Origin of the sequence: Streptomyces sp. I05A-00742, from assembly GCF_013055795.1 — a bacterium.
Lineage (GTDB): Bacteria > Actinomycetota > Actinomycetes > Streptomycetales > Streptomycetaceae > Streptomyces.
Genome location: NZ_JABETO010000027.1, coordinates 1 through 22,886, shown reverse-complemented (window position 1 = coordinate 22,886; position 22,886 = coordinate 1). Strand labels below are relative to the sequence as shown.

The 22,886-nt window shown below is 73.4% G+C and carries 25 protein-coding genes; 12 read left to right on the top strand and 13 right to left on the bottom strand.

Features of this window, described 5'->3' with window-relative positions:
- The first annotated feature begins 127 nt into the window (after positions 1-127).
- Positions 128-1,228, top strand: a complete 1,101-nt coding sequence (locus HN013_RS22875) for a calcium:proton antiporter (protein WP_171169200.1) — start codon at positions 128-130, stop codon at positions 1,226-1,228.
- A 36-nt stretch (positions 1,229-1,264) separates the two neighbouring features.
- Here HN013_RS22875 and HN013_RS22870 read toward each other — a convergent pair whose 3' ends face one another.
- On the bottom strand, positions 1,265-2,629 hold the full coding sequence (locus tag HN013_RS22870) for a PLP-dependent aminotransferase family protein (protein ID WP_312018690.1): 1,365 nt from the start codon (positions 2,627-2,629) through the stop codon (positions 1,265-1,267).
- 85 nt (positions 2,630-2,714) lie between these two features.
- Here HN013_RS22870 and HN013_RS22865 point away from each other — a divergent pair, with 85 nt between their 5' ends.
- Positions 2,715-4,097, top strand: a complete 1,383-nt coding sequence (locus HN013_RS22865) for a pyridoxal-dependent decarboxylase (protein WP_171169196.1) — start codon at positions 2,715-2,717, stop codon at positions 4,095-4,097.
- Between the two features lie 121 nt (positions 4,098-4,218).
- Complete coding sequence (locus tag HN013_RS22860) at positions 4,219-5,100, top strand: universal stress protein (protein ID WP_171169194.1); 882 nt, start codon at positions 4,219-4,221, stop codon at positions 5,098-5,100.
- Positions 5,101-5,200: 100 nt separating this feature from the next.
- Here HN013_RS22860 and HN013_RS22855 read toward each other — a convergent pair whose 3' ends face one another.
- The 5 genes from HN013_RS22855 to hpaB form a co-directional block, all read right to left on the bottom strand.
- Positions 5,201-6,409, bottom strand: a complete 1,209-nt coding sequence (locus tag HN013_RS22855) for a serine hydrolase (RefSeq protein WP_171169192.1) — start codon at positions 6,407-6,409, stop codon at positions 5,201-5,203.
- Positions 6,410-6,732: 323 nt separating this feature from the next.
- A complete protein-coding gene (locus HN013_RS22850) occupies positions 6,733-7,041 on the bottom strand; it encodes a hypothetical protein (protein ID WP_171169190.1) in 309 nt (102 codons plus the stop codon).
- A gap of 273 nt (positions 7,042-7,314) precedes the next feature.
- Positions 7,315-8,325 carry a 3,4-dihydroxyphenylacetate 2,3-dioxygenase gene (hpaD, locus tag HN013_RS22845; protein WP_171169188.1) on the bottom strand — a complete coding sequence of 337 codons (1,011 nt, stop codon included), beginning with the start codon at positions 8,323-8,325 and terminating at the stop codon, positions 7,315-7,317.
- The gene (locus tag HN013_RS22840; protein ID WP_171169186.1) at positions 8,322-9,821 is read right to left on the bottom strand and encodes an aldehyde dehydrogenase; all 1,500 of its coding nucleotides are present in this window, start codon (positions 9,819-9,821) and stop codon (positions 8,322-8,324) included. The genes hpaD and HN013_RS22840 overlap by 4 nt, the downstream gene beginning before the upstream one ends.
- Positions 9,818-11,305: a 4-hydroxyphenylacetate 3-monooxygenase, oxygenase component gene (gene hpaB, locus HN013_RS22835; RefSeq protein WP_171169184.1), complete on the bottom strand. Its 1,488-nt coding sequence runs from the start codon at positions 11,303-11,305 to the stop codon at positions 9,818-9,820. Before hpaB ends, HN013_RS22840 begins: the two co-directional genes overlap by 4 nt.
- A 152-nt stretch (positions 11,306-11,457) precedes the next feature.
- Between hpaB and HN013_RS22830 the strand changes: the two genes are divergently transcribed.
- Both HN013_RS22830 and HN013_RS22825 read left to right on the top strand, forming a co-directional pair.
- Positions 11,458-12,273 (top strand): phosphotransferase family protein, encoded by an 816-nt coding sequence (locus HN013_RS22830; protein ID WP_171169181.1) that lies wholly within the window; start codon positions 11,458-11,460, stop codon positions 12,271-12,273.
- Between the two features lie 52 nt (positions 12,274-12,325).
- A complete protein-coding gene (locus HN013_RS22825) occupies positions 12,326-12,805 on the top strand; it encodes a macro domain-containing protein (protein ID WP_171169179.1) in 480 nt (159 codons plus the stop codon).
- A gap of 156 nt (positions 12,806-12,961) precedes the next feature.
- Here HN013_RS22825 and HN013_RS22820 read toward each other — a convergent pair whose 3' ends face one another.
- Positions 12,962-13,537 carry a TerD family protein gene (locus HN013_RS22820; protein WP_171169177.1) on the bottom strand — a complete coding sequence of 192 codons (576 nt, stop codon included), beginning with the start codon at positions 13,535-13,537 and terminating at the stop codon, positions 12,962-12,964.
- A 180-nt stretch (positions 13,538-13,717) separates the two neighbouring features.
- Positions 13,718-14,299 (bottom strand): hypothetical protein, encoded by a 582-nt coding sequence (locus HN013_RS22815; RefSeq protein ID WP_171169175.1) that lies wholly within the window; start codon positions 14,297-14,299, stop codon positions 13,718-13,720.
- 293 nt (positions 14,300-14,592) lie between these two features.
- On the opposite strand from HN013_RS22815, the gene HN013_RS22810 reads away from it, so the two are divergent.
- From HN013_RS22810 to HN013_RS22800, 3 genes are all read left to right on the top strand, one after another.
- Positions 14,593-16,098: an LCP family protein gene (locus tag HN013_RS22810; RefSeq protein WP_171169173.1), complete on the top strand. Its 1,506-nt coding sequence runs from the start codon at positions 14,593-14,595 to the stop codon at positions 16,096-16,098.
- Positions 16,099-16,590: 492 nt separating this feature from the next.
- Positions 16,591-16,728, top strand: a complete 138-nt coding sequence (locus HN013_RS22805) for a hypothetical protein (RefSeq protein ID WP_212764687.1) — start codon at positions 16,591-16,593, stop codon at positions 16,726-16,728.
- A gap of 73 nt (positions 16,729-16,801) precedes the next feature.
- Positions 16,802-18,007, top strand: a complete 1,206-nt coding sequence (locus HN013_RS22800; protein WP_171169171.1) for a serpin family protein — start codon at positions 16,802-16,804, stop codon at positions 18,005-18,007.
- Positions 18,008-18,024: 17 nt separating this feature from the next.
- Here the strand turns inward: HN013_RS22800 and HN013_RS22795 are convergent, their stop codons facing one another.
- A complete protein-coding gene (locus HN013_RS22795) occupies positions 18,025-18,636 on the bottom strand; it encodes a GNAT family N-acetyltransferase (protein ID WP_171169168.1) in 612 nt (203 codons plus the stop codon).
- A 218-nt stretch (positions 18,637-18,854) separates the two neighbouring features.
- Between HN013_RS22795 and HN013_RS22790 the strand changes: the two genes are divergently transcribed.
- Complete coding sequence (locus tag HN013_RS22790) at positions 18,855-19,076, top strand: hypothetical protein (RefSeq protein ID WP_171169167.1); 222 nt, start codon at positions 18,855-18,857, stop codon at positions 19,074-19,076.
- Between the two features lie 89 nt (positions 19,077-19,165).
- A complete protein-coding gene (locus HN013_RS22785; protein ID WP_312018689.1) occupies positions 19,166-19,960 on the top strand; it encodes a 2OG-Fe dioxygenase family protein in 795 nt (264 codons plus the stop codon).
- Positions 19,961-19,981: 21 nt separating this feature from the next.
- Here the strand turns inward: HN013_RS22785 and HN013_RS22780 are convergent, their stop codons facing one another.
- Positions 19,982-20,332 carry a hypothetical protein gene (locus HN013_RS22780; protein WP_212764686.1) on the bottom strand — a complete coding sequence of 117 codons (351 nt, stop codon included), beginning with the start codon at positions 20,330-20,332 and terminating at the stop codon, positions 19,982-19,984.
- Between the two features lie 166 nt (positions 20,333-20,498).
- On the opposite strand from HN013_RS22780, the gene HN013_RS22775 reads away from it, so the two are divergent.
- On the top strand, positions 20,499-20,837 hold the full coding sequence (locus HN013_RS22775; RefSeq protein ID WP_171169165.1) for a DUF5133 domain-containing protein: 339 nt from the start codon (positions 20,499-20,501) through the stop codon (positions 20,835-20,837).
- 8 nt (positions 20,838-20,845) lie between these two features.
- On the opposite strand, the gene HN013_RS22770 is transcribed toward HN013_RS22775, so the two are convergent.
- From HN013_RS22770 to HN013_RS22760, 3 genes are read right to left on the bottom strand one after another with little or no spacing between them, the layout of a single operon-like run.
- On the bottom strand, positions 20,846-21,274 hold the full coding sequence (locus tag HN013_RS22770) for a PRC-barrel domain-containing protein (protein ID WP_171169163.1): 429 nt from the start codon (positions 21,272-21,274) through the stop codon (positions 20,846-20,848).
- Complete coding sequence (locus tag HN013_RS22765; protein WP_171169161.1) at positions 21,274-21,900, bottom strand: PRC-barrel domain-containing protein; 627 nt, start codon at positions 21,898-21,900, stop codon at positions 21,274-21,276. Before HN013_RS22765 ends, HN013_RS22770 begins: the two co-directional genes overlap by 1 nt.
- On the bottom strand, positions 21,897-22,043 hold the full coding sequence (locus HN013_RS22760) for a hypothetical protein (RefSeq protein WP_171169159.1): 147 nt from the start codon (positions 22,041-22,043) through the stop codon (positions 21,897-21,899). The genes HN013_RS22765 and HN013_RS22760 overlap by 4 nt, the downstream gene beginning before the upstream one ends.
- A gap of 332 nt (positions 22,044-22,375) precedes the next feature.
- Between HN013_RS22760 and HN013_RS34000 the strand changes: the two genes are divergently transcribed.
- Positions 22,376-22,573 carry a 4-oxalocrotonate tautomerase family protein gene (locus tag HN013_RS34000; protein ID WP_171169157.1) on the top strand — a complete coding sequence of 66 codons (198 nt, stop codon included), beginning with the start codon at positions 22,376-22,378 and terminating at the stop codon, positions 22,571-22,573.
- Positions 22,574-22,886 lie beyond the last annotated feature (313 nt).

Genomic DNA, 22,886 nt, shown 5'->3' with positions numbered 1-22,886 from the left:
GTCGGGCGTCCGATATGCGGACGATCGCTTCACGCGCTGTGATCGTCACGCGGCGGAGTCGGCGAAGGAGGGAGAGGGGACGGGAGGGAAAAAGTGCGCAAACAGGGCAATCTGCGAAGATCGGCCCATGAGCGCTCGGTTCCGCTCCCTCGCGGCGCACTGGCCGGCGGCCGCCCCGGTCCTGGCCGCCGCCGTCCTGGCGGTGACGTGGGGACGGTCGCTGTCCGCCGGGCTCGTGGCCCTCGTGAGCTGCTGCCTGGCCGCCGCGGTGCTCTCCGCCGTGCACCACGCGGAGGTGGTCGCCCACCGGGTCGGGGAGCCCTTCGGGTCGCTGGTCCTGGCCCTGGCCGTGACGGTCATCGAGGTGGCCCTCATCGTCACGCTGATGGCCGACGGCGGCGACAAGAGCAGTTCCCTGGCCCGCGACACCGTCTTCGCGGCCGTGATGATCACCTGCAACGGCATCGTCGGCCTGTCCCTGCTGGTGGGCGCGCTCCGGCGGCGGGTGGCGGTGTTCAACGCCGAGGGCACCGCCGCGGCGTTCGGGACCGTCGCGACCCTGGCGGGCCTCAGCCTCGCCCTGCCGACGTTCACCACCAGCACCCCCGGGCCGCGGTTCTCCGCGGCCCAGCTGATCTTCGCCGCCCTCGCGGCGCTGATCCTCTACGGCCTGTTCGTGGCGACCCAGACCGTGCGGCACCGCGACTACTTCCTGCCCGTGACCGCCGCGGGCGAGGTCATCGACACCGACGACCACGCCGACCCGCCCTCGGCCCGGACCGCCCTGACCAGCCTCGGCCTGATGGCCGTCGCCCTGGTCTCGGTGGTCGGCCTGGCCAAGGGGGTCTCCCCGGTCATCGAGTCCGCCGTGGCCGCCGCCGGACTGCCGGCCTCGGTCGTCGGGGTCGTCATCGCCCTCCTCGTGCTCCTGCCGGAGACCATCGCGGCCGTCCGCGCCGCCCGCCGCGACCGCGTCCAGACCAGCCTCAACCTCGGCCTGGGCTCGGCCATGGCCAGCATCGGCCTCACTATCCCGGCCGTCGCGGTGGCCTCCGTCTGGCTGGAGGGCCCCCTCGTCCTCGGCCTCGGCGCCACCCACCTGGTCCTGCTCGCCCTCACCGTCGCCGTCGGCACCCTCACGGTGATCCCGGGCCGCGCCACTCCCCTCCAGGGAGGCGTTCACCTGTCCCTGCTGGCGGCGTACGTGGTGCTGGCGGTCAGCCCCTGAGCGTCATGGGCGTTCAGCCGCTGACGTCACTGGCGTTCAGTGCCCGCAGGCGTCGTCCAGGACGGCGGCGATCCGGTCGAGTACGTGGCGGGGCGGGGTGTAGGGCACGCGCAGATGGTGGATGAGGGTGCCGTCGGCCGCGAAGCGCGGGCCCGCCGCGAGGGCGACCCCGTTCCGGCCGGCCCGTTCCACGACGGTGTCGGCGAGGGCGGTCGTCAGCCGCAGCCACAGGGCGAGTCCGCCGGAGGGCAGGGTGAAGTGCCAACGGCCGTCGCCGGCGAGCAGGTTGGCGATGTGGTCGCGCTGCTGCCGCAGCTCGTGCCGGCGCCGTTCGAGCACCGGTTCCAGGTCGGCGAGCACTTCGGCGGCGACGAGCTGCTGCATCGGGGGCGCGGACAGCGGCCCGGCCAGAGGATGCTCCCGCAGCTCCCTGACGAGCGAGGCGGGGGCCCGGATCCAGCCGATGCGCAGGCCGCCCCAGACGGACTTGCTGGTCGAGCCGATCAGCAGCGCGCCGCGCACCCGGGGCTCGGGGTCCGGCCGGTCGCGCAGGTCGAGGTCGCGCATGGTCTCGTCCACGATCAGGGTCACCTGATGCTCGGCGGCGAGCCGGGCCACGGTCCGGCGGATGTGCGGGGGCATCAGCGCGCCCGTCGGGTTGTGGAAGTCGGGCACCAGATACGCGAGGTGGCCGCGCGCGGCGGCGAAGGCGTCCCGGAGCTGGTCCGGGTCCCAGCCGTCGGTGGTGACGCCGCAGCCCACCAGCCGCGTCCCGGGAGCACGCAGCGCCCGGAGCGCGTCGAAGAAGGTGGGGATCTCCACCACCGCCACGCGCGGCCGGAAGTGTGCCGCGAGGAGGGTCAGCGCGGCCCGGGCGCCGCTGGTGACGAGGATCTGCCCGGGCCGTGTCGCGGTGCCCTCGCGGCTGTACCGGGCGGCGATCGCGGCACGCAACTCCGGGATGCCGGGACCCGGTTCGCCGTGCTCGGCCAGCAAGGGGCCCGCCCGCTCGACGGCTCGTCTCATCGCCTCCAGATAGAGCTCCTGCGGCGCGGCCGGAACGGCCCGGCGCAGGTCGACCAGGGGGCCGGCCTCTCCGGTCGCCGACAGGGGGGCGATCCGTTCCGCGGCGGCCTCGGGGAGCCGCACCGTGCTGGCGCTGCCGTGCCGGGTGCGGACCCATCCGGTATCCCGCAGCCGGTCCAGGGCGGCCGTCACCGTGCCGCGGCTCACCCCCAGGGCGGCGGCCAGACGGCGCTCGGCGGGCAGCTCGCTCCCGGCGCGGATACGGCCGTCGACCAGGGCCTCCCGCACCGCACGGGCCAGCGCCGCGCTGAGCGACGCCTCGGCGTTCCGCCACGGCCCGAGGGCCTGCACCAGCTGCTCGTCCCCTATCCGCACTGGTCCAGTTTCCCACGATTGGCCCAGGCGCCGGGCCGGCGGGCTCCGTACGGTCGTGATCACACGACACGAACGGAGACTGGCCATGCACCCGCGGCTCACCACGGACCGTGACGGACTGCCGCACCTGTTGGAGGCCGTCCAGCAGCACGCCACCGGCGTGCTCGCCCAGGTCTCCGAGCGGGAGGTCGTCCCCGCGGTGGCACTGCCGGAACCGGAGCCGCTGCCCGCCCAGGGGGCGGGGCTGCAGACGGCGCTGGACGAATTCGCCGCCCGCTGGGAGCCGGTGCTTTCGGCCAGCGCCGGACCGCGCTACCTCGGATTCGTCACCGGAGGGGCGACGCCGGCCGCACTGGCCGGCGACTGGCTGACCTCGACCTGGGACCAGAACGTCATGTCGTCCCTGGACGGGGCGGGACAGCACCTGGAGCGCGAGACGGTCGGCTGGCTGCGGACCCTGTTCGGCCTGTCCGGACAGCAGCACGGGACCTTCGTCAGCGGCGCCACCATGTCCAACACCGTCGGCCTCGCCATCGCCCGCGAATGGCTCGGAGAGCAGCGGGGCGTCTCGCCGGCCGAGCACGGAGCGGGCGCGCTCGGCACGGTACGGGTGCTCTCGGGGGCCGCGCATTCGAGCATCGCCAAGGGGCTGTCGATGCTCGGCCTGGGACGCCGGGCCCTGGTCCGGGTGCCTACCCTCCCCGGGCGGGAAGCCGTCGACCCGGCCGCGCTGGAACAGGCGCTGGCCGAGGCCGACGGCCCGTGCGTCGTGGTCGTCAACGCGGGCACCGTCAACACCGTCGACTTCGACGACCTGAGCGCCATCGTCGCGCTGCGCGAGCGCTACCCCTTCTGGCTGCACGTGGACGCCGCCTTCGGCGCCTTCGCCGCCCTGTCCCCCGAGCACGCGCACCTGGTCGACGGCCTCGACCAGGCCGACTCGATCTGCGTCGACCTGCACAAATGGCTGAACGTCCCCTACGACAGCGCCGTGCAGTTCACCCGCCGCCCCGACCTGCAGACGCGCGTCTTCCAGAACGCGGCGGCCTACCTCGGCCCGCTCGGCGACACCCCCGACATGGCCCATCTCACCCCGGAGAACTCCCGTCGCCTGCGCGCCCTCGCCGCCTGGTTCACCCTGCGGGCCTACGGGCAGGACGGCCACCGCGAGATCACCGAACGGTGCGTCGCCTGCGCACGCGCCCTCGGCGACGCCGTCGACAGCACCCCCGGCCTGCGGCTCCTGGCACCGGTCCGCCTGAACGTCGTCTGCTTCACCCTCGCCGACAACCCCACCGCCGAACGGATCACCGCACTCGCCGACCAGCTGGCCGCCGAGGCGTTCCTCACCCCCACGGTCCTCGACGGCGTGCCCGCGCTGCGAGCGGCCTTCAGCAACTGGCAGACCACCGAGGACGACACCCGCCGGGTGGCCGCGGCGCTGCGAGCCGCGGTGCACAAGGTGTGAGCCGGCCGCCGGCGGTGGGCCGTCCGGCCGGGGCGAGGGACCTTCGGCCCCTCGGCGGGCGGCCGTCGCCGCCCCAGGCTGGGGCGTGGCAGCCGTTCCGCCCACGTCACCAGGAGGGCCCATGCCCGGCACCATCACCGTCGGAGTCGACGGAACCGACCACAGCCTCGCCGCCGCCGACTGGGCGGCGGCCGAGGCGTCGCGCCGCGGTACGGGCCTCTGCCTGGCGCACGCCGCGGTCCGCCGCCCCCGGCACGTGGTTCCCGCCGGGGAGGCCGCGGCACGGGAACGCCGGACGGCCGACGTCCTGCGCGACGCCGGGGAGAGGGTGGCCAAGGACTTCCCCGAACTGACCGTCACCACCCGGCTGCTGCCCGCCGAGCCGATACCGGCCCTCATCGCCGAGGCGGCCGGGGCCGACCTGCTCGTCCTCGGCTCACGGGGCCACGGCACCGTCGTCGGCCACCTGCTCGGATCCGTCGGCCTGCACGTGCTGCGCCACGCGACCGGCCCGGTCGTCGTAGTCCGCGGCCCGCACGGGGACGGGCGGGCGGCGGGACCCGGGCCCGCGGGCGATGTGGTCGTGGGCGTGCAGGACCTGGAGGAACGCGGCGCCGCGGTCCTGGACTTCGCGTTCGCCGCCGCGGCCCGGCGGGGCGCGCGGCTGCGGGCCGTACGGGCCTGGACGGTTCCCCCGGTCTTCGCCTGGAGCCCCGGCTCCTACCAACTCGCCGACGAGGACGGGGGAATGGGCGGACGCGAGGAGCAGGGCCTCGGCGACGCGCTGCGCCCGTGGCGCGAGCGCCACCCGCGGGTCGAGGTCGTCGAGCACGTCGACATGGGCAGTGCGGCGCAGGTGCTGCTCGCGCACAGCGCCGGGGCGGAACTCGTGGTCGTCGGACGCCGGCTGCCCGGCGGCCACGGAGTCCACCGCCTCGGCCCTGTCGCCCTCGCCGCCCTGCACCACGCGTCCTGCCCGGTGGCGGTGGTGCCGCATCCGTGAGGCCGGTGTGGGCGGGGCCGCCCGCACCCGTCGACGCTCCGGCAGGCCGATTCGACGGGCGGGACGGCCGCTCTGCTGCGGGGCATCGGCCCCACCGGCGTCAGCGCAGCGAGGTCAACCGGTCGATCGCCCCGCGGGCCGCCGCCGACGGCTGTGCCTTGCCGCAGTATTCGGCCTCGACGAGGGCGGCCAGGTCGCCCGCCCAGTCGCCGTTGAGGTTGAACGCGGCGGTGTGCCGTCCGTCGGGCGAGGAGACGGCCAGCGACGTGGAGCCGTGGATGCCGCCGCTGTGCAGCCAGACGGGCGCGCCGCACGAGAGGGTGGCCCGGGAGATGCCCAGTCCGTACCCGGAACCGTCGGCGTCGCCGCCGGTCGGCACGGTGGTCAGCAGTTCCCGCTGCTGCCGTTCGGGCAGGAGCCTGCCGCCCAGCAGGGCGCCGTAGAAGCGGTTGAGGTCCCCCGTGGTGGAGATGATCTCGCCGGCGGCCCAGGCCCAGGACGGATTGAGCTCGGTGGTGTCGTAGATCTTCGCGTCGGGATCGTCGGAGAGCCTGCTGTAGCCCCGGCCGTGCGGGGCGGGCATCCGGGCGGAGGTGCCCGGCAGCGTGGTGGCGCGCAGCCCCAGCGGCTTCAGGACGCGGCGCTCGATCTCGCTCGCGTAGGAGTGGCCGGTCACCTTCTCGATGACCATTCCGGCCAGGACGTAGTTGGTGTTGGAGTAGTTCCAGCCCTCGCCCGGACGGAAGTCGGGCCGGTGGGCCAGGGCGGTGCGCAGGAGCTCGGCCGGTTTCCGGGTCTCGAAGCGGTGCTTGAAGAAGTCCGTGGTGAGGGTCTTCTGGAAGGCGGGATCGTCGGTGTAGTTGAAGATGCCGCTGGTGTGGTTGAGCACCTGCCGGAGGGTGACGCGGCTGCCGTCGTTCCCGTTGCCCCGGACGGTGCCCGGCAGTCTGCGCTCCAGCGTGTCGTCGAGGCTGAGCTTGCCCTCCGCCTCCAGCTGGAGCAGCACGACCGAGCTGAACACCTTGCTGATGCTGCCGACCCGGAAGCGGTCCCCGGGCAGCCGCTTCCGGTGCGTGTCGCGGTCGGCGACCCCCGCGGAGCCGTACCACTTCCCGTCCCGGTCCCGCGCCTCCCCGAGCACGCCGGGAACTCCGGCCTCCACCTGGGCCTCCAGCGCGGCCTGCGTCGCCCCGTGCGGCCCGCGCCCGCCGCCCGGCGAAGCGGCGGCGGCCGACGTGACGGCGGTCGCGGCCAGGGTGGCGGCGGCTGCCAGGGCGGCCAGGGTCCTGTGCACTGTCCTTGCGGTCATCTGTCTCTCCGTTCAGGAGCGATGTTCCGGTGCGTACAGATGACAGGACTTCGTCGACAGGCCCTCCCGTTGAGCGGAATCCGGAACGGAGTGGTGGGGAGGGGGAAAACCGGCCATGGAGGTCATGGGGGCCGTGGAGTGCGGGGTGGTGCGGGCGGGGCGCGAGGAGCGCGGCCGGCGACCTGCCGTCCGCGTCCGCCGTGCCGTGCGCCGGGCATGCAAAAGCGGTGGATCAGGGCGCCTTCGGCAGCGTTTTCAGGCCGAAAACCGCCCCGATCCACCGGAGCCCCCGCCCAGAGCGCGGCAGGGTACCCGTCCGTCCTTCAACGGCGGTAGTACAGGTGCCACTGGTAGTCGTGGCGGCCGTGGTGCCTTTCCTCGTACTTGCAGCGGTAGTCGCGCCACTTGCCCTGGCGCTTGCCCTTCTTGCCGGCGTCGCGGCACGAGTGCTCACTGCGGTACCAGCCGTCCGCCCTCCACGAGGCCTGCGCCTCCTCGATCACCGCGCTGCTCGTCGCGCTCGCGGACTTCACCGACGGGGCCGCGACAGCCGTCCCCGCCGTGCCGACGAACAGCAGTCCCGCGGTGACCACCGCCGCCGCCGGGGCGAGGCGGAAGTTCCTCAGTTTCACGGGTCGCTCTCTCTCGTTCTCGATCCGGGCCTTTGCGCTGATAGTGGGCGCGGAACGGCGTCACAGGAAGCCGCTGCCCCGGGCGCGTTGGGGTGCGGTCCTCCGTACGTCCCGCGCGGGCGGGTTCGCGTGTCACGCGGCGTGAGGAGCCGTGGTCACGACGTGGAACCCTCCGCTTCCGAGACCGGTACCGCCGCGTTGTCAGGCCGTCATGGCTGCGGTCGACGCGCAGATGTCGCGCTGATTCCGGGCCGTTCCGGGCCGTCCTGTCCGTCAGCCCAGCCCGTCCGCGCCCACGCGGGCGGAGGACTCGTCCCGCGCCCCTTCCGAGACCGGCCGGACCGCCCCGTCCAGATCGCGCACCGGGGACGCCTCCTTGTACCAGGACTCGATGACGGCGTTGCCCCAGAAGTCGCGGCGGCGGTCGTCGTGGACGTTCCAGCGGTGGGTCTCGTGGTCCGGGTCGCCGGTGTAGTAGTCGGAGGTGTAGATCTCGGCGCGGTGGCCGTCGGGGTCGCGGAGGTAGAGGTAGAAGGCGTTGGACACGCCGTGGCGCCCCGGGCCGCGTTCGATGCGGTGTTCCTGGCGGAGGGCGCCGAGGATGTCGGCGGCGCGCAGGATCCGGTGGGATTCGTGGGTCGCGAGGCCCAGGTGGTGGAGGCGGGGTCCGGCTCCCGAGGTGAAGGCGACGTCATGGACGGTCGGTTTCCGGTACATCCACGCCGCGTACAGCTCGTCGTCGTCGCCCTCGATGGTTTCCGAGCAGCGGAAGCCGAGGGACGCGTAGTGCGCGTACGCCGCGGGAACGTCGGGGGTGCAGATGTTGAAGTGGTCCAGCCGGGCTACCTCGGCCCCGCGCCTCAAGTCGTAGCGCTGGATGAGGCGTTCGGCGCGCTCGATGTCGTGGAAGAACTCGACGGGGAAGCCGAGCGGGTCGATGACACGGACGGCCTCGCCGACGCCGGGCGTGCCGCCACCCGCCGGCACGCGCGAGGTCGGGCAGCCGAGCGCGGCGAAGAACCGTTCCGCCCTGTGCACGTCCTCCGGGGTACGCACGCGGTAGGCGAGGTGGTCCAGGGCGGCGACGTCGCCCAGCCGGAGGACCACGGAGTGGTGGGTCAGTTCGTCCGTGCCGCGCAGGCAGAGCGTGTCGCCGTCCTCGTACTGCACATGGAGACCGAGCAGGTCGGCCCAGAACCAGCGGGCCCCGGCCAGGTCGGTGACCGTGAGCTGGGCATAGGCGGCGCGGACGATGTCGGGAGCCTGGGGGTGACGGATGGTCATGCTGTTCCTCCGAACCGCGGTGGACGCGCGTCGTCGATCGCGACGTGAACGGCCTTGGTCTCGGTGTGGAAGTCGATGCCGCGGGCGCCGCCCTCGCGGCCGACGCCGGACGCCTTGATGCCGCCGAAGGGGGAGCGCAGGTCGCGCACGTTGTGGGAGTTGATCCAGACCATGCCGGCGTCGATGGCGTGGGCGAGGCGGTGGCCGCGCCGGAGGCCCGAGGTCCAGACATAGGCGGCCAGGCCGTAGCGGGTGGCGTTGGCCAGGTCGACGGCCTCGTCCTCGTCGTCGAAGGCGGTCACCGTGAGGACGGGCCCGAAGATCTCCTCCTGGAAGACGCGCGCCTCGCGCGGTACGTCGGCGAAGACGGTCGGCCGGAGGTAGTTGCCCTCGGGGAGGTGGACCGGCCGCTCGCCGCCGACCAGGAGGCGCGCCTCCTCGCGGCCGCTCCGGACGTACTCCAGGACGCGGCGGTAGTGGTCGGCGTGGACGAGCGGCCCGACCTCGGTGGCCGCGTCGGAGGGCGGACCGACGCGTACGCGTGCCGCGCGGTCGGCGAGGCGGCGGACGAACTCGTCGTACAGCGGGCGCTCGACGAGCAGCCGTGAACCCGCCGTGCAGCGCTCGCCGTTGAGGGAGAAGACGCCGAAGACGACGGCGTCCAGGGCCGCTTCCGTGTCGGCGTCGGCGAAGACGACGACGGGGGACTTGCCGCCCAGTTCCATGGAGGTGGCCTTGAAGTGGTCAGCGCAGGACCGCAGGACGCGGCGGCCGGTGGCCGTCGAGCCGGTGAAGGAGATCAGCGGGACCCCGGGGTGGTCCACGAGCGCCTGGCCGGCCTCCGGGCCGGTGCCGTGCACGATGTTCACGACGCCCGCCGGTACGCCCGCCGCGGTGAGGATCTCCGGCCACAGCGAGGCCGACAGCGGCGTCCACTCGGCGGGTTTGAGGACGACGGCGCACCCTGCCGCGAGGGCCGGCGCGAGCTTCCAGCTCTGCAGCATGAAGGGCGTGTTCCACGGTGTGATCAGGCCCGCGACCCCGGCGGGACGGCGGACCACGTAGCTCAGCTGTTCAGCACCTGCCCCGCCCTGCCGGAAGGCGTCCTCGCCGAGCGCGGTGATCACGCCGGCGAAGTGGCGGAAGTTCTCGGCGGCGCGGTGAGCCTGGCGCCGGGCCTGGCCGATCGGGAGGCCGGAGTCGTACGACTCGACGACGGCGAGCCGGTCGTGACGCTCCTCGACGGCGTCGGCGACGCGGTGCAGGGCGCGGGCACGCTCCTGGGGCGAGGTCGCCGCCCAGGCGGGGAAGGCGGCGCGGGCGGCGTCCACGGCCCGGGCGACATCGGCGGACCCGCCCCTGACCACCTGGGTGTACACCCTGTTCGAGGCCGGGTCCGTCACGTCGAGGGCGCGGCCGTCGACGGCCGCGGCCGGTTCCCCTCCGATCCAGTGCGTGATGACGGAAGGCGCCGGGGGAGCGGTGGGCCCGCTCATTCCGGCCCCCGCCCGGGCCGGGCCTCCGCGGCCGCGTAGCCGTCGAGGAAGGAACGCACGCGGGCCTTGTACGGCTCCCGGTCGTATGAGGCGACGTACGCGGCGGCCATGCGGACCGGATCGCCGAAGAAGTAGTACTCGTACAGGGCCTGCCGGCCGGAGAAGGCCGAGACGCAGGTGTCCCACACCAGCCGGAACAGCTTCACGCGCTCGGCCCCCGTCAGCGTCGCCGCTTGCAGATAGGCGTCGATGTCCGCGGCGGCCGGCCCCGTGACGTCCAGGGCGGTGGGGGTGGCCATCAGCCCGGAGGCACCGAGCTTCCGCAGGATCTGCGGAAACCGCTGGTAGAGCTTGGGGTAGAGGTTGCGGGCGGCGTTCAGCGGGGCCCAAGCGGGGGTGAGCACCCCGAACTCGTTGACGGCGGCGTCGGCCTCGGCCGCGCGCAGGAACGCCCGCAGCGTCTCCAGAGCGATGATCACCTCGGCCACGTCCTCCTGGACGTGCTGGTACCCGTCGATGCCGATCGCCTCGGTCAGCAGCGAGACCAGGCCCAGGATGTACTCGGTCTTCGCCACCGTGCGGACGACGACCTGGTGCGACATGTGCGCCACGGCCGACGTCCGGGTGAACAGCTCGTTGCACCGCTCGACGTCCCCCAGCAGGAAGCACCGCTCGTACGGCACGTGCACGTCGTCGAAGACGACGACGCAGTCCGGCTCGTCGAAGCGCGAGGCCAGGGGGTGGTCATGCCGCGGCAGCCCCGGGTCGAGCGGTTCGCGGGCGACGCACCGCAGCCCCTCGGCGTCCATCGGAACGGCGAAGGCGTAGGAGTACGGCCTGTCCTCCGGCGTGCCGCGCAGCACGGTCGAGGGGAGGACGAGGAGGTCGTCCGCGAAGGGCGCGATGGTGGCCAGCATCCGGGCACCCCGGACCACCACGCCGTTGTCGTCCTCCCGCACGATGCGCGCCGCGACACCCCCGCCGGCCTGCCGAGGACCTGGCAAGGCCCGGTTGACCTGCGGCGGGATGAGCGTGTGGCTCAGCAGCAGATCCTGCTCGCGGGCCCGTACGTAATAGCGGCGGACGTTCTCGCCGAAGGCCGGGTCCGCCCCGGCGAACCAGTCCGCGGCGGTGGCCATGGCCATCAGCGCACTGTTGAGGTAGTCGCCGGTGCGCCCGAGCATGCCGTTGCTGTGCTCGGCCCGGACGGTGAACGCCTCGCGGCGCTTGCGGAGTTCGCCCGGGGTGGTGGGGACGAGGAAGGAGGTCGCGACGGGTTCGCCGGAGGTGGGGGAGGTGTAGGTGAGGACGTCCCTGTGCGCGTCGGAGTGCTGTAGGTCGTACAACTCGGCGTAGCTGCGGACGACGTTGCGGAACGCGGGGTGGTCGTGGACCCCTCCGGTCAGGGTCTCGCCCTGGACGTGCACGGTGGGGCGCGAGCGGGTGAGCCGGTCGAGAAAGTCCTTGCCGGTGCGTGCTGCCACACGGGCTCCTCGAAGTTGTCCGATGACGACCGGGCTCCCCTGCGCGTCGGTACTCGGCCCGCTCGCGGTGCCCGACCGACTCTGCCGTACTCCGGCCGCCCCGGACATCCGGAAAACCGGCCCAATGCCGACCTGCCGGTAGCCTGATCGGCATGACATCTGAGGCCGGGGCGGCACAGGGCGAAGCATTGAACGGCGGCATGGTGAACGCGGGCGCGGTCTTCCGTCGAGGTTCCCTCGTGGAACGCCCGGCGCCGCCTGCCGCGCGCGCCCTGCACGGCCACCTCCGCGCGCTCGAGGAGCACGGCTTCGACGCGGCTCCGACCCCGGTCCGGCTCACCGCGGACGGCCGCGAGCAGCTGACCTACATCCCCGGCGACGTCGCTCTGCCGCCGTTTCCCCGCTGGGTGATGACGGAGGACGCTCTGCGTTCGGTGGGAAGCCTGCTACGGCGCCTGCACGACGCCAACTCGGCCATCACCGTGGACCCCCGCGCCGCGTGGTCCCAGGCTCTGGCCGACCCGGAGGGAGGAACGATGCTGTGCCACAACGACGTGTGCCCGGACAATGTCGTCTTCCGCGACGGTCGTGCCGCGGCCCTGATCGATTTCGACCTGGCGGCGCCCGGGCGACCACTGTGGGATCTCGCCATGACCGCCCGCTACTGGGCCCCTATGCTCGATCCCGAGTCCGCGGCAGCCCTCTACCCGGCCGGGCTGGATGTCCCGAGGCGACTGCGACTCCTCGCCGACAGCTACGGCCTCTCCCCGCAGCAGCGCGCTGAACTGCCCGGGGTCATTGAACAGGCCACCGCGTCCTGCCGGGCCTTCGTCGCCGACCGCGTGGCCGACGGTGACCCTGTCTACACACAGGCGCTGTCCGAGCACGGTGGTTGGCAACGGTGGGACCGCATTCAGGAGTGGCTCGTGGCCCACCGCGAGGTGTTCATGACCACCTTGCTGGACTGACCGGCCCGGAGGCCGAAGGACAGGCTCAGAGGCACCGCCTACGGTGGATCGCATGGGAACAGAGATCGCATATGTACGGGGCGACGCGACAACACCGCTGGGCAAAGGACCCAAAGTGATCGCGCACGTCTGCAACGACCTGGGCGGCTGGGGCAAGGGCTTCGTCCTGGCCCTGTCGCGGCGCTGGCCGGAACCGGAACAGGCGTACCGGCGCTGGCACCGCGAACGCGCGGGGAACGACTTCGGCCTCGGCGCCGCACAACTGGTCCGGGTGGAGCCGCATATATGGATCGCCAACATGGTGGGCCAGCACGGGATACGCACCGGCAGCAAGGGCGTTCCCGTGCGCTACGAGGCGATCGACGCCGCCCTGGAGAAGGTCGCCGAGCAGGCGGCCCGGATCGGCGCCTCGGTCCATATGCCCCGCATCGGCTGCGGCCTGGCCGGCGGACACTGGGAGCGCGTGGAGCCCCTGATCCGGACGCGGCTGGCGGACCGCGGTATCGCGGTGACGGTGTACGACCACGGCTGAGCCCGCTGAGAGGCATGATCTCAGCCTGTCGCGACCGCGTCGCCTTCCTCGAACGACTTCGCCCGCCCCACGCCCATGCCCGAGCGTGGGACGCGCGCGTCGTCGAACCCGGCCGGAGCCCAGGCAGGAGCCCAGGCCGCGGGATCGGGGGCCGGCTCAGACCTTGACCCCGAAGTCCTGGGCTATGCCCGCCAGTCCGGAGGCGTAGCCCTGGCCGATGGCCCGGAACTTCCACTCCTCGCCGTGCCGGTAGAGCTCGCCGAAGACCATGGCGGTCTCCGTGGAGGCGTCCTCGGTCAGGTCGTACCGGGCGAGCTCACGGCCGTCGGCGCGGTTGACGACGCGGATGAACGCGTTGCGGACCTGGCCGAAGCTCTGGCCGCGCTGGGCGGCGTCGTAGATGGAGACCGGGAAGACGACCTTGTCGACGTCGGCCGGCACCGCGGCCAGGTCGACCTGGATCTGCTCGTCGTCCCCGTCGCCGCCCCCGGTGAGGTTGTCGCCGGAGTGCACCACCGAACCCTCGGGGCTGCGGAGGTTGTTGAAGAAGACGAAGTGCTGGTCGGACGGCACCTTGCCGAGGACGTCGCACAGCAGGGCGGAGGCGTCCAGGTCGTAGTCGGCACCGGTCGTGGTACGGACGTCCCAGCCGAGGCCGACGGTGACGGCGGTGAGGCCGGGCGCCTCCTTGCTCAGCGAGACGTTGCCGCCCTTGGCCAGGGTCACTGCCATGAACTTCCTCCAGATGATCGGGTCTACGGGGCTGTCGTCGCGGACAACGCCGGACGGGACTCTATGGTTCCCGAGTTGCGCAAGCAAGAAAGTGTTGCCCGGGGTGATCCTATGCGCACGGCCGGGCCTCGGGTGTCGGCGGTGCCCGTACGTCTCGTCGGCGCGCGCCTTCAGGGGGCGTCAGTCCGGGCGTCCCCTCGCCTCGATGCGGTGACGGAGGAACGGCAGCACTCCGCGTTCCAGCAGGGCCTGCTGCCAGGCCGCCCGGGCCTGCGCGAGCGCTTCACCGCCGGCCGCGGGTCGCCTGGAGCGTTTCCGGACCGCGGTGAACAGCACGGCGGCGACCCCGGCCACGACCGCCGCGGCGGCGACCGCCGCCGCCGTCCAGCCGGCGGTCCGCAGCCCGTGCGCGAGCCGGGCCTGCACGCCGAGCAGCATGAACCCGTAGCCGAGGCAGAGGAAGGCGAGTGCCGCCGCGGCCGCGAGGGCCGGGATCATCACGGCCAGCGCCCCCAGCCCGTTCCCCAGGCGCGACGGCGCGCGGTGGCGGCCCGAGCGGAGGTCGAGATAGGCGCGGTACTCGGGGGCCGCTGCGGCGGCGATGGCGGCGCGTGCGTCGAGGGCCTGGGCGCGCAGCGCCTCGGGGGAGGGGGCGCCGGCGGTCCGCAGTGCCTCGGTGATCCGAGGCGAACTCAGGCCCTGGTCCAGGATGTGCTCGAAGTCGGCTCGGTCTTCGATCCGTGTGGGGTCGACGCTCGGCATGGACGGTCCTCGGTCGTCGCGACGGGCGGTTGCTGCGCGGCTCCGGATCGGCCTCCGGTGCGGAGCCGCCGAGGCTCCGAGAGCGTCAGGGGCCGAACGGAGCGGCGGGGGCGGCGGGCACGGGGTCTTCCCTCCGGAATAGGGCTGGTTGGGCAGTCCGCCCGAAAAATCCATACCCACGCACACACCTCCTGAAGTGCGGCGGACGCACCACCCTGGGGGGCGCGCGAAGCTCACCCCGATCAATAGTTGCTATATTGCGCAACCATGAAATTGTGGAGGAAGGGGTACGCATGACGCGCTCAGGGGAGGCCGGGCGTCATGGCCGCCGGCGGACCGGCCGGACGAGGCGCCGCCGCCGCGGCCGCATACGCGTCCTGGGCGCGTCGGCCGCCGCCTTCGCCCTGCTGCTCGTCGCGGGAGCCGCGTGGCTCTACTGCCGGCTCGACGGCAACATCGAGAGCTTCGACGCCGGAGGGCTGTCCAAGAACCGCCCCGAGGCAGGGCACGGCGGCCGGAACGTCCTGGTCATCGGCTCGGACTCGCGCTCCGGGGCCAACAGCGGGCTCGGCGGCGGCGAAGGGGACGTCGGGCGTTCCGACACCGCGTTCCTCCTGCACGTCTACGCGGACCGCAGGCACGCGGTGGCGGTGTCGATCCCGCGGGACACCCTGGTCGACATCCCGCCCTGCCGCCTGCCGGACGGCAGTTGGACGAAGCCGAGGTCCGGGGCCATGTTCAACTCGGCGTTCTCCGTGGGGGACACGGCCAAGGGCAACCCCGCCTGCACCCAGAACACGGTCGAGAAACTCACCGGCCTGCGCGTCGACCACACCGTCGTCGTCGACTTCGCGGGCTTCGCGAAGATGACCTCGGCCGTCGGCGGGGTCCGGGTGTGCCTGCCCAACGATGTCTACGCGGGCGACCTCAACCCCCACCTCGGGTCGCGCGGCGAGCGCATCTTCGCCAAGGGGCCGCAGACCGTGTCCGGGCAGAAGGCCCTGGACTACGTGCGTCTGCGGCACGGCATGGGCGACGGCTCCGACATCGGCCGCATCCGCCGCCAACAGGCCTTCGTCGGCGCCCTCATCAAGAAGGTCAAGGGCGAGGGCTTCGACCCCACCACACTGCTGCCGCTCGCGGACGCCGCCACCCGCTCCCTGACCGTCGACCCCGGTCTCGACTCGGCCCGGAAACTGCTCTCCTTCGCCATGTCCCTCAAGGACGTCGACCTGCACGACACCAAGTTCGCCACCCTCCCCTGGCGTTACCAGGGCAACCGGGTGGCGATCGTCCGGCCCGACGCCGACGCCCTGTGGGACGCGCTGCGGCACGACCGCACCCTCGACGGCAAGAACGCCGGCGGCGAACGGCCCGCCCCCTCCCCGTCGCGCACCGCCGGTACCGGTGCCGCCGCCGGGGTCCGCGTCAGCGTTCACAACGGCACCTCGGTCCCCGGCCTGGCGGCCAGGGCCGCCGGAGCGCTGCGGGCCGAGGGCTTCACGGTCACCGGCACCGGAGACGCCCCGGCACGGGAGGGGGCGTCCGTCGTCACTTACGGGCCGGGCCAGCGGGACCGGGCACGGACCGTCGCCGACCGCTTCCCGGGCGCGGAACTGCGGCCCGCCTCCACCCCGGGGATCGACGTCACGCTGGGCACGTCCTACGCCGCCGCGCCGCCCACCTCGTCGTCCTCCTCACCGGCACCTTCAACGTCACCCACCGAAGTGCCCTCCCGGGTGGCCGACGAGGCCCGCTCGGCCGACGACGACATCTGTTCCCGCATCTCCTACGGCTGACGGGAAGTCCGGCGCACAGGAGGCGGACGGAAACCGCTTCCCCTCCGCCTGCGGGCCGGGCACACTGGGAGCGGCACCGGACCGCCCGTGTCCCGAACCGCCCCTGAGGCGGCCACGATCGCGGCGGCCACGCACGACGCCGGTAGCCGGGGGATGGTGCCGGACGTCGGTGACCTCGGCGTACGCGAAGGAGTACGGCGCGCGGTCCGGCATCGGTGACGCGCGCCGGCCCTGCCGTGTACGACTTCGTGACGCACGATCTGTTCGGCAACCTGCTGTCCGGGCTGCTCCTCGCGGCCGGCGGCCTGACCGTCAGGAAGGCACGGGACGCCGTGGCGACCCGTCGCCGACGGCGCAGGCCGTGACCGGTCCTCGCGGCCGCGGAGGACCACCCCGCCGGGGACGGCGGACAGCGGACGCCTCCGGACACCCCTTAGAGTGCCGCGGTGTGACCAGTGGGACGACCTCCGCGCACCGGAACGCCCTCGCCGTATGTTCCCCGTCACGGCCGACGAGACGTCCGCCCCGGCCCGCCGGTGTGGACTGGACGTCGTCCATCTCACGCAGTCCGGCGATCCGTTGGGACGGGCGGAGGTGACGTGGAGCCACCTGGGCTTCGAACGGCCGTGACGGGGCGACCGGCAGAGGACACCGGCAAAGCGGCGGTGACAGTCCGTCGCACGACGAGAGGAGAAGCGATCCCGTGCTGACCGGTGCGGAGGAATCGATACGTTCCGTCAATGCCCTGACGTCCGCCTGGGCGCGCGTCGCCGTCGGCCCGGGCGCGGGCAGGGGGACCGCGTTCTCGGCGGCCACCGTCCAGCCGCTGCTCGCGCTGCTGGCGGCGGGCGCCGACGGTGCGGCCCGTGACGAACTCCGCGGCGCCCTGGGCCTTCCGGGAAGCGCCGACGCGGGAGAAGAGGGACGCCGGATCGTCGAGGCGCTGCGTGCGGCGGACGGTGTCGACGCGGCCGTCGGGCTGTGGACGCGGCAGGACCTGCCCCTCCACCGGGGGTGGGAGGCGGGGCTGCCGGACGGGGTGCGGGGCGCGCTCACCGGGGACCCCGAGCGGGACCGCCGGGAGCTGGACGCGTGGGCCTCGCGGCACACGCGGGGCGCCGTCCCCACCATGCCCGCACCGGCCGGCCCGGATCTCATGATGGTCCTGGCCGGTGCCCTGCTGGTGCGCACCGAGTGGACCATGCCGTTCTCGGAGAGCCGGCTCATCCCCGAGACCGGCCCCTGGGAGGGGGAACGGCTGGTCGGGCTGTACCGCGCCGGCCATGACCTCGACACGCTGCGCGTCGCGCCGGACACCCCCGCCGGGCCGCTGACCCTCGCGGAGGTCGCGGGGAACAACGGGCTGGACGTGCACCTGCTGCTGGGCGACGAAGGGGTCGCGGCCGCGGATGTCCTCGCCGCGGGACCGGCGGTGCTCGCCGGGGACTACGCGACCGTCCCCGGATCCGCCCTGCCGTACGGCACACCGGGCCCGGGGGTCACCGTCGCCGACGCCGTCGGCTGGGACACCCTGCCGAAGCTGCGGCTCTCCACGGCTCGGTTCACCGTCCGCGCCGAGCACGACCTGCTCGCCCACCCGGAACCGTTCGGCCTGCGCACGGCCACCGACCGCTCCTCCGGGCACTTCCCGGGCATCAGCCCCTTCCCGCTGGCCGTCTCCTCCGCGTGTCAGGGCATGACGGCGGCGTTCAGCGCCCGCGGGTTCGAGGCGGCGGCCGTCACCGCGTTCGGCATGGCCGCCGCGGGCGTACCTGCGCAACGGTCACGGCACGTGTCGGCCCGCTTCGACCGGCCCTTCGGATTCCTGGCCGTGCACCGCGCCTCCGGCCTGGTCCTGGCCGCCGGCTGGGTCACCGAGCCGGACGAGGCGCCGGACCGCCCCTGGTGAACCGGCCCCCCGGGCGGTCACGGCGTTCCGCCGGAGCCGCTTGGGGGCGCCCCGTCGAGGTCCAGGCGCCAGATGTTGCTGCGCATGAACGAGCCCTTCGGGTACTCGACGTCGTACTCCCCGAGCAGGGAGAAGCCGTTGCTCCGGCAGACCGCGTTGGAAGGGACGTTGTCCACGGACGGGAACGCGTCCAGGAACCGGTGTCCACGGGCGGCCCGGGCCTCGGCGACCACCGCCGCGACGGCCGCCGAGGCGAGGCCCCGGCCCTGGTACGCGGGGAGGATGCCCCAGCCGGTCTCGTACGCCGTCTCCTCGCCCCGCGAACTCTCCCAGTAGCCCGTGGTGCCGACGGCAGTGCCGTCCGTCTCCAGCACGACGCGGTACATCCGCCCCGCGCTCTCGCCGGGCATGGACGCGTACCGCCGGTGACGTGCGACGAGCTGCTCCTCGCTCTCCGGACCGCCCAAGTGCGCCGTCATCTCCGGGGCGTTGCACAGACGCAGCAGCTCCAGCCCGGACGGGGCGTCCGTCCAGGGCTCCAGCCGTATCGACGGGCGACGGGCCCGTCCCGGCGCGCCGTTCAGATCGTGCGTACCGCTCTCTTCACCCGACGGGCTCGTTCCGTGCATGACTGCCCCTTGGACGCGCTGGATGGCCGTGGTGGCAGGCGGAGCCACCGCCGGTGATCATCACATCGGAAGGGGCCGGCCGTCCTCTCCTTTAAACCCCGCCTTCCCTACCTCCCCGGCACGACCGATGCCTCCCCGGCCCGAGATGCATCCGGGAGGGGGCGCGTGCAGGCTGGAAAGGACGGTCTCGGCATCCCCGACGAAAGTGGTGAACAAACATGATCGTCCAGAAGCTGCACGAAGCCGGCCTGAAGAGCGAACACGCCTACTGCATGGCCTTCGGCTCCATCGCCCTGACAGTGGTGGCCTGGGCGGGATCCCTGAAGGCGGAGACCGCGGGCACCGCCCGGGCCGACCGCTGGGGGATCTTCGTCGGGGAATGGGCACCGACCTTCTTCGGCCTGGGCATCGCCCTGTCCCGCTACGAGGACCGGGACTGAGGCACCCGGAACCGGGGCAGTTCAAGGCCACCGGGAGCCGCCCGCCCCAGCGCGGGCGGCCACCCGCCGGCCGAAGGAGGCGATCACCCGTGGACCGAGTGTCCGACGACCCCGTACGCCAGGGCTCCGCCGCGACCCCGGCATCCCCCGCACCGAAGACGCCCACCGACCCGGTCCTGACCGCACGGCACGCCCTGACCACCGACGGAGTGTGCCTGCTCCCCGCCCCCGAGGTCAGGGCGTACCTCGAAGCCCGGGAAACCGACGACGGCCGGTGGACGGCGTTCGCCTCCCACTGGGACCACCTGGCCCCCGACCCCTACGCGGCCGCCCGCGGCACCCGACGGCTGCGCCGCTACGGCCAGTTCGCCCTCGCCCCCGCGACCGGCGGACTACGACCGCTGGACCACATCCCGTTCGTCCAGCCGGACGACACCAACCCGCTCTACGTCGACGTGGACCGCCACTTCGAGCCGCTGACCGCGGAGTTCGCCGCCGACCCCGTCCTGCTGGGCATCCTGCGCCTGCTGGGCCGGGTCGCCACGGCCCTGGACACCGCCACCGAGTGGAACGCCAAGGTCCACCCGTTCCGCGTCCTCGCCACGGCGGACGGGGAAGGACAGCCCACCCCCGAGGGCCGGCACCGCGACGGCGTCACGCTCGTGTCCTCCCTCGCCGTCGCCCGGCACAACGCCACCGGCGGCGAGAGCTCGGTCCACACCCCCGACGGCAGCCCGCTGCTCTCCGTCACCCTCACCGCCCCCGGCAGCCTCCTCCTCGGCGACGACCGCACCACCCTCCACGAGGTCTCGCCCGTACGCCCCGTCGACCCGGCACGGCCCGCCGTCCGGGACGTCCTGGTGACCACGCTCACGGCGGTCTGAGCCTGCGGGCACTGCGTCCGGTCAGGGACGGTCGTCGCTGATCCCGCAGATCCAGGCCAGGGCGTCGTGCACGCCCTGGGTGTGGCGGGCGGCGTCGGGAGGCAGCGCCGGATCGTCGAGCTGGACGACAGCGGCGTCGACTTCGGCCATGAGGGTCTCCATGTCCACGGCACCGTGGACGGTGGCGCCGGTGACCGGGGCGCCGCCGGGGGCGCCGAGCGCCCAGCGGTACCCGGCGGCGGCGCCGCGGGCGTACGGACCGTCACGGACGGGCTCGTCACCGGCCCGTAGCCGTCGGTAGGCACGGATCACCTGGCGGCGCGTGCGGGCCCCGGTCAACAGTTCTTCCACGGCGGCGAGTTCCCCGGTCATACCGGTACGTGTATCCGCGCGGCGGGAACTGATGCCCGGAGCGGATGCTGTCCGGAGGGCGGGGGAGAGGGAAGGGACGGAGACGGGAAAACGGAATGGGAGGTGGGATCCGGGGCAGGCGCGTGCTGGTCGGTACGCCTGTCCACACCCCTTCCGGGAGGAATCCATGCTGCTCGCCCACCCCGCTGTGCTCCGCGACCTCGTCGAGCGCTACACGGCACTTGAGCGTGCCGCGGCCGCACGGCCGGCGGACCCGGCGACCGGGCAGGGACTCGCGGATGTCACGTACACCCTGTGCGTCACGACGGGGACGCGCGACGTCGCCGCCGCGCTGCGCGCCGCCCGTCGCCGGCTGCGCGACACCCCGGACGCGGCCCCGGGCCCGGACGCCGTCGACGCGGTCCTGCCGCGCCCGGTGCGCCCGTCGACGGGCCGTCCGACGCGCCGGACGGCGGACCGGACGAACAGGCCCGCGGGTCAGCCCGCGGGCCAGGCGGCCGTTTAGCCGGCCGTTCAGTCGGCCCGGACCACGAGGGCGTAGTCGCCCAGCCCGAGCAACCGGTGACCCGGCACGGGTCCCAGCGTGGTGTGCACGGTCCCGATCCGCCCGGTCGTGGGATCGAAGGCGACGTCCTTCACGGTGCCGTACTCGTCACCCCCGTCGGTGAGGACCCGGCTGCCCAGGATCTCGTGGTGGTCCGGCTCCTCCGCGACGACCGGCTCGGCGGCCGAGCGGACGATGACCGCGTCCGGACCCGCCGCCCGCACCAGGCTCCACGGCAGCCAGTGCCGGCCCTTGCCCCGGGCCGGCCCTCCGGTCAGCCGCAGGTGGCCGACCAGGCCCAGCAGCGGCTCGACGGCCAGCGCCTCCACGGTGCCCAGCTCGACGGCCTCGTCCGCCGTCACGACGGGCAGGCCCTTGGTCCCGGAGAACAGCATCATCACAGGTGCTCCTTGTTTCCTGCCGTGGGCCCGGCGGGGTCCGCGGACCGCGCCCGCTGCCCGGAGGCCGCCCTGCCGCTGAAGATCTCGACCTGGGTGGTGAAGCTGGGCAGGTCGTCCGCCACGAAGTGGCACGCGTCGGCCGGGACGACGAGCGCCCGGCCCGATACGGCCAGGGCCTCGCCCCGGGGCACGAAGACGGTGCGCCGCCGGTGGTCCCGGTGGCCGAGGGCCTCGGTCGCGGAGATCCGGAAGCCGACCACCCGGCCGTCCGGAGCGACGACCACGTCCAGCACGCTGCCCGCCTCGACGCCCTCGTCCGTCAGCACCTTCGCCCCCGGCACCGCACCGTGCGCGGCCTCGCCCGAGGCCACGACGGCGGCGGGCTCGGCCAGCGACTCCCTCCCGGGGATCATCACGGCGTGCCGGCCCAGCGCGTGCACCGAGGACCACGGCAGGCTCTGCTTGAGCGGGCCGGCCAGCAGCCCGCGTCCGTTGAGCGTGAACCCGGTGATCTGCCCGGCCGAGGCGTCGAAGACGGTGTCCTTCACCTCCGCGACGGCCTCTCCACCCAGGGTCACCACCGGCCGCTTGGCCAGCTCCGAGGCGAGCATCAGCGCGTTCATCGCGTGCCTCCCTTGCCCGCCCGGCGCCCACGCCGGACCACGATCACCGTCCCGGCCCGCCTGCGCGCCTGGACGCCCGCCAGGGCGCCGGCCACGACGAGCAGACCCACGGCCACAATGATCAGCCACCCCCACCAGAGCATCGCTCACCTCCCGGTCCATGCCATCCGTACCGTCCATGCCGTGCACCGGCTCCGTTCCGCCGGTGGGCATCGGACCGCATGCCCGCTCCACCCCCGCCGATGCGCCGCAACCGGCGCGGTGGGTCGGGAAGTTGGCGCACTCGCGGGGTGCGCGCCGTGAAGCGGGGGCGCTGGGCGCCGGGCGGACGGCCGGGCCGCGCCGATCGCGATCGGTGATTACTGTCAGCTCGGATCGGCCCTTGGGCGGACCGGCCGACGCTGATGGACTTGATCCATCGGGGCCGGGCAGACCGCCCGGCCCGTTCCGCCCACGCAGACAAAGGAGCACGGCCGTGCCTCTCATCCAGGTGAAGCAGACCCCCGGCAAGACCGCCGAGGAGAAGAGCGAGCTGGTCCGCGAGCTGACCGACGCCTACGTACGGGTCACCGGCGGCAAGCCGGAGGGCGTCTGGGTGACGGTCGAGGAGATCGCCACCGACAGCTGGGCGGTCGGCGGGGACACGCTCGCCGCCCGCGCCGCCAGGAGCTGACGCCCCGCACCGGCCGATCCGTCCCCCCTGTGGCGGTCCGCGATCCGTAGCGCATGGTCACTGTGCGCCGAGATTGCGGGCCGCCGCTTGTGAGCCCGGGCATAGGGCGTGGATCACTTACGGCGTTGTTTAGTGATGTGTGGCCGGGGGGTGCGGGGAATGGGCGGGGGTGGTTGTGGTGGTGAACGGCCTTGGGTAGTAGGTCACATGATTGCCAGGGGTTTTCGGGGCCGCTAACAATTACTGGGTCGCAGGGCGCCGTGATCGGAACGGCGCTTCTTTCGTGCCGGTTCCGGTGCGATGCGGCTTTCCC

Coding starts and splice junctions, on each gene's coding strand:
- HN013_RS22815 (WP_171169175.1), bottom strand. CDS start 14,299: ATGCCGAGCGTCGACCCCACACGGATCGAAGACCGAGCCGACTTCGAG.
- HN013_RS22775 (WP_171169165.1), top strand. CDS start 20,499: ATGCTGCTCGCCCACCCCGCTGTGCTCCGCGACCTCGTCGAGCGCTAC.
- HN013_RS22790 (WP_171169167.1), top strand. CDS start 18,855: ATGATCGTCCAGAAGCTGCACGAAGCCGGCCTGAAGAGCGAACACGCC.
- HN013_RS22825 (WP_171169179.1), top strand. CDS start 12,326: ATGGGAACAGAGATCGCATATGTACGGGGCGACGCGACAACACCGCTG.
- HN013_RS22765 (WP_171169161.1), bottom strand. CDS start 21,900: ATGAACGCGCTGATGCTCGCCTCGGAGCTGGCCAAGCGGCCGGTGGTG.
- HN013_RS22780 (WP_212764686.1), bottom strand. CDS start 20,332: ATGACCGGGGAACTCGCCGCCGTGGAAGAACTGTTGACCGGGGCCCGC.
- HN013_RS22770 (WP_171169163.1), bottom strand. CDS start 21,274: ATGATGCTGTTCTCCGGGACCAAGGGCCTGCCCGTCGTGACGGCGGAC.
- HN013_RS22760 (WP_171169159.1), bottom strand. CDS start 22,043: ATGCTCTGGTGGGGGTGGCTGATCATTGTGGCCGTGGGTCTGCTCGTC.
- HN013_RS22805 (WP_212764687.1), top strand. CDS start 16,591: ATGTTCCCCGTCACGGCCGACGAGACGTCCGCCCCGGCCCGCCGGTGT.
- hpaD (WP_171169188.1), bottom strand. CDS start 8,325: ATGACCATCCGTCACCCCCAGGCTCCCGACATCGTCCGCGCCGCCTAT.
- HN013_RS22875 (WP_171169200.1), top strand. CDS start 128: ATGAGCGCTCGGTTCCGCTCCCTCGCGGCGCACTGGCCGGCGGCCGCC.
- HN013_RS22865 (WP_171169196.1), top strand. CDS start 2,715: ATGCACCCGCGGCTCACCACGGACCGTGACGGACTGCCGCACCTGTTG.
- HN013_RS22795 (WP_171169168.1), bottom strand. CDS start 18,636: ATGCACGGAACGAGCCCGTCGGGTGAAGAGAGCGGTACGCACGATCTG.
- HN013_RS22830 (WP_171169181.1), top strand. CDS start 11,458: ATGACATCTGAGGCCGGGGCGGCACAGGGCGAAGCATTGAACGGCGGC.
- HN013_RS22860 (WP_171169194.1), top strand. CDS start 4,219: ATGCCCGGCACCATCACCGTCGGAGTCGACGGAACCGACCACAGCCTC.
- HN013_RS22855 (WP_171169192.1), bottom strand. CDS start 6,409: ATGACCGCAAGGACAGTGCACAGGACCCTGGCCGCCCTGGCAGCCGCC.
- HN013_RS22840 (WP_171169186.1), bottom strand. CDS start 9,821: ATGAGCGGGCCCACCGCTCCCCCGGCGCCTTCCGTCATCACGCACTGG.
- HN013_RS22810 (WP_171169173.1), top strand. CDS start 14,593: ATGACGCGCTCAGGGGAGGCCGGGCGTCATGGCCGCCGGCGGACCGGC.
- HN013_RS22820 (WP_171169177.1), bottom strand. CDS start 13,537: ATGGCAGTGACCCTGGCCAAGGGCGGCAACGTCTCGCTGAGCAAGGAG.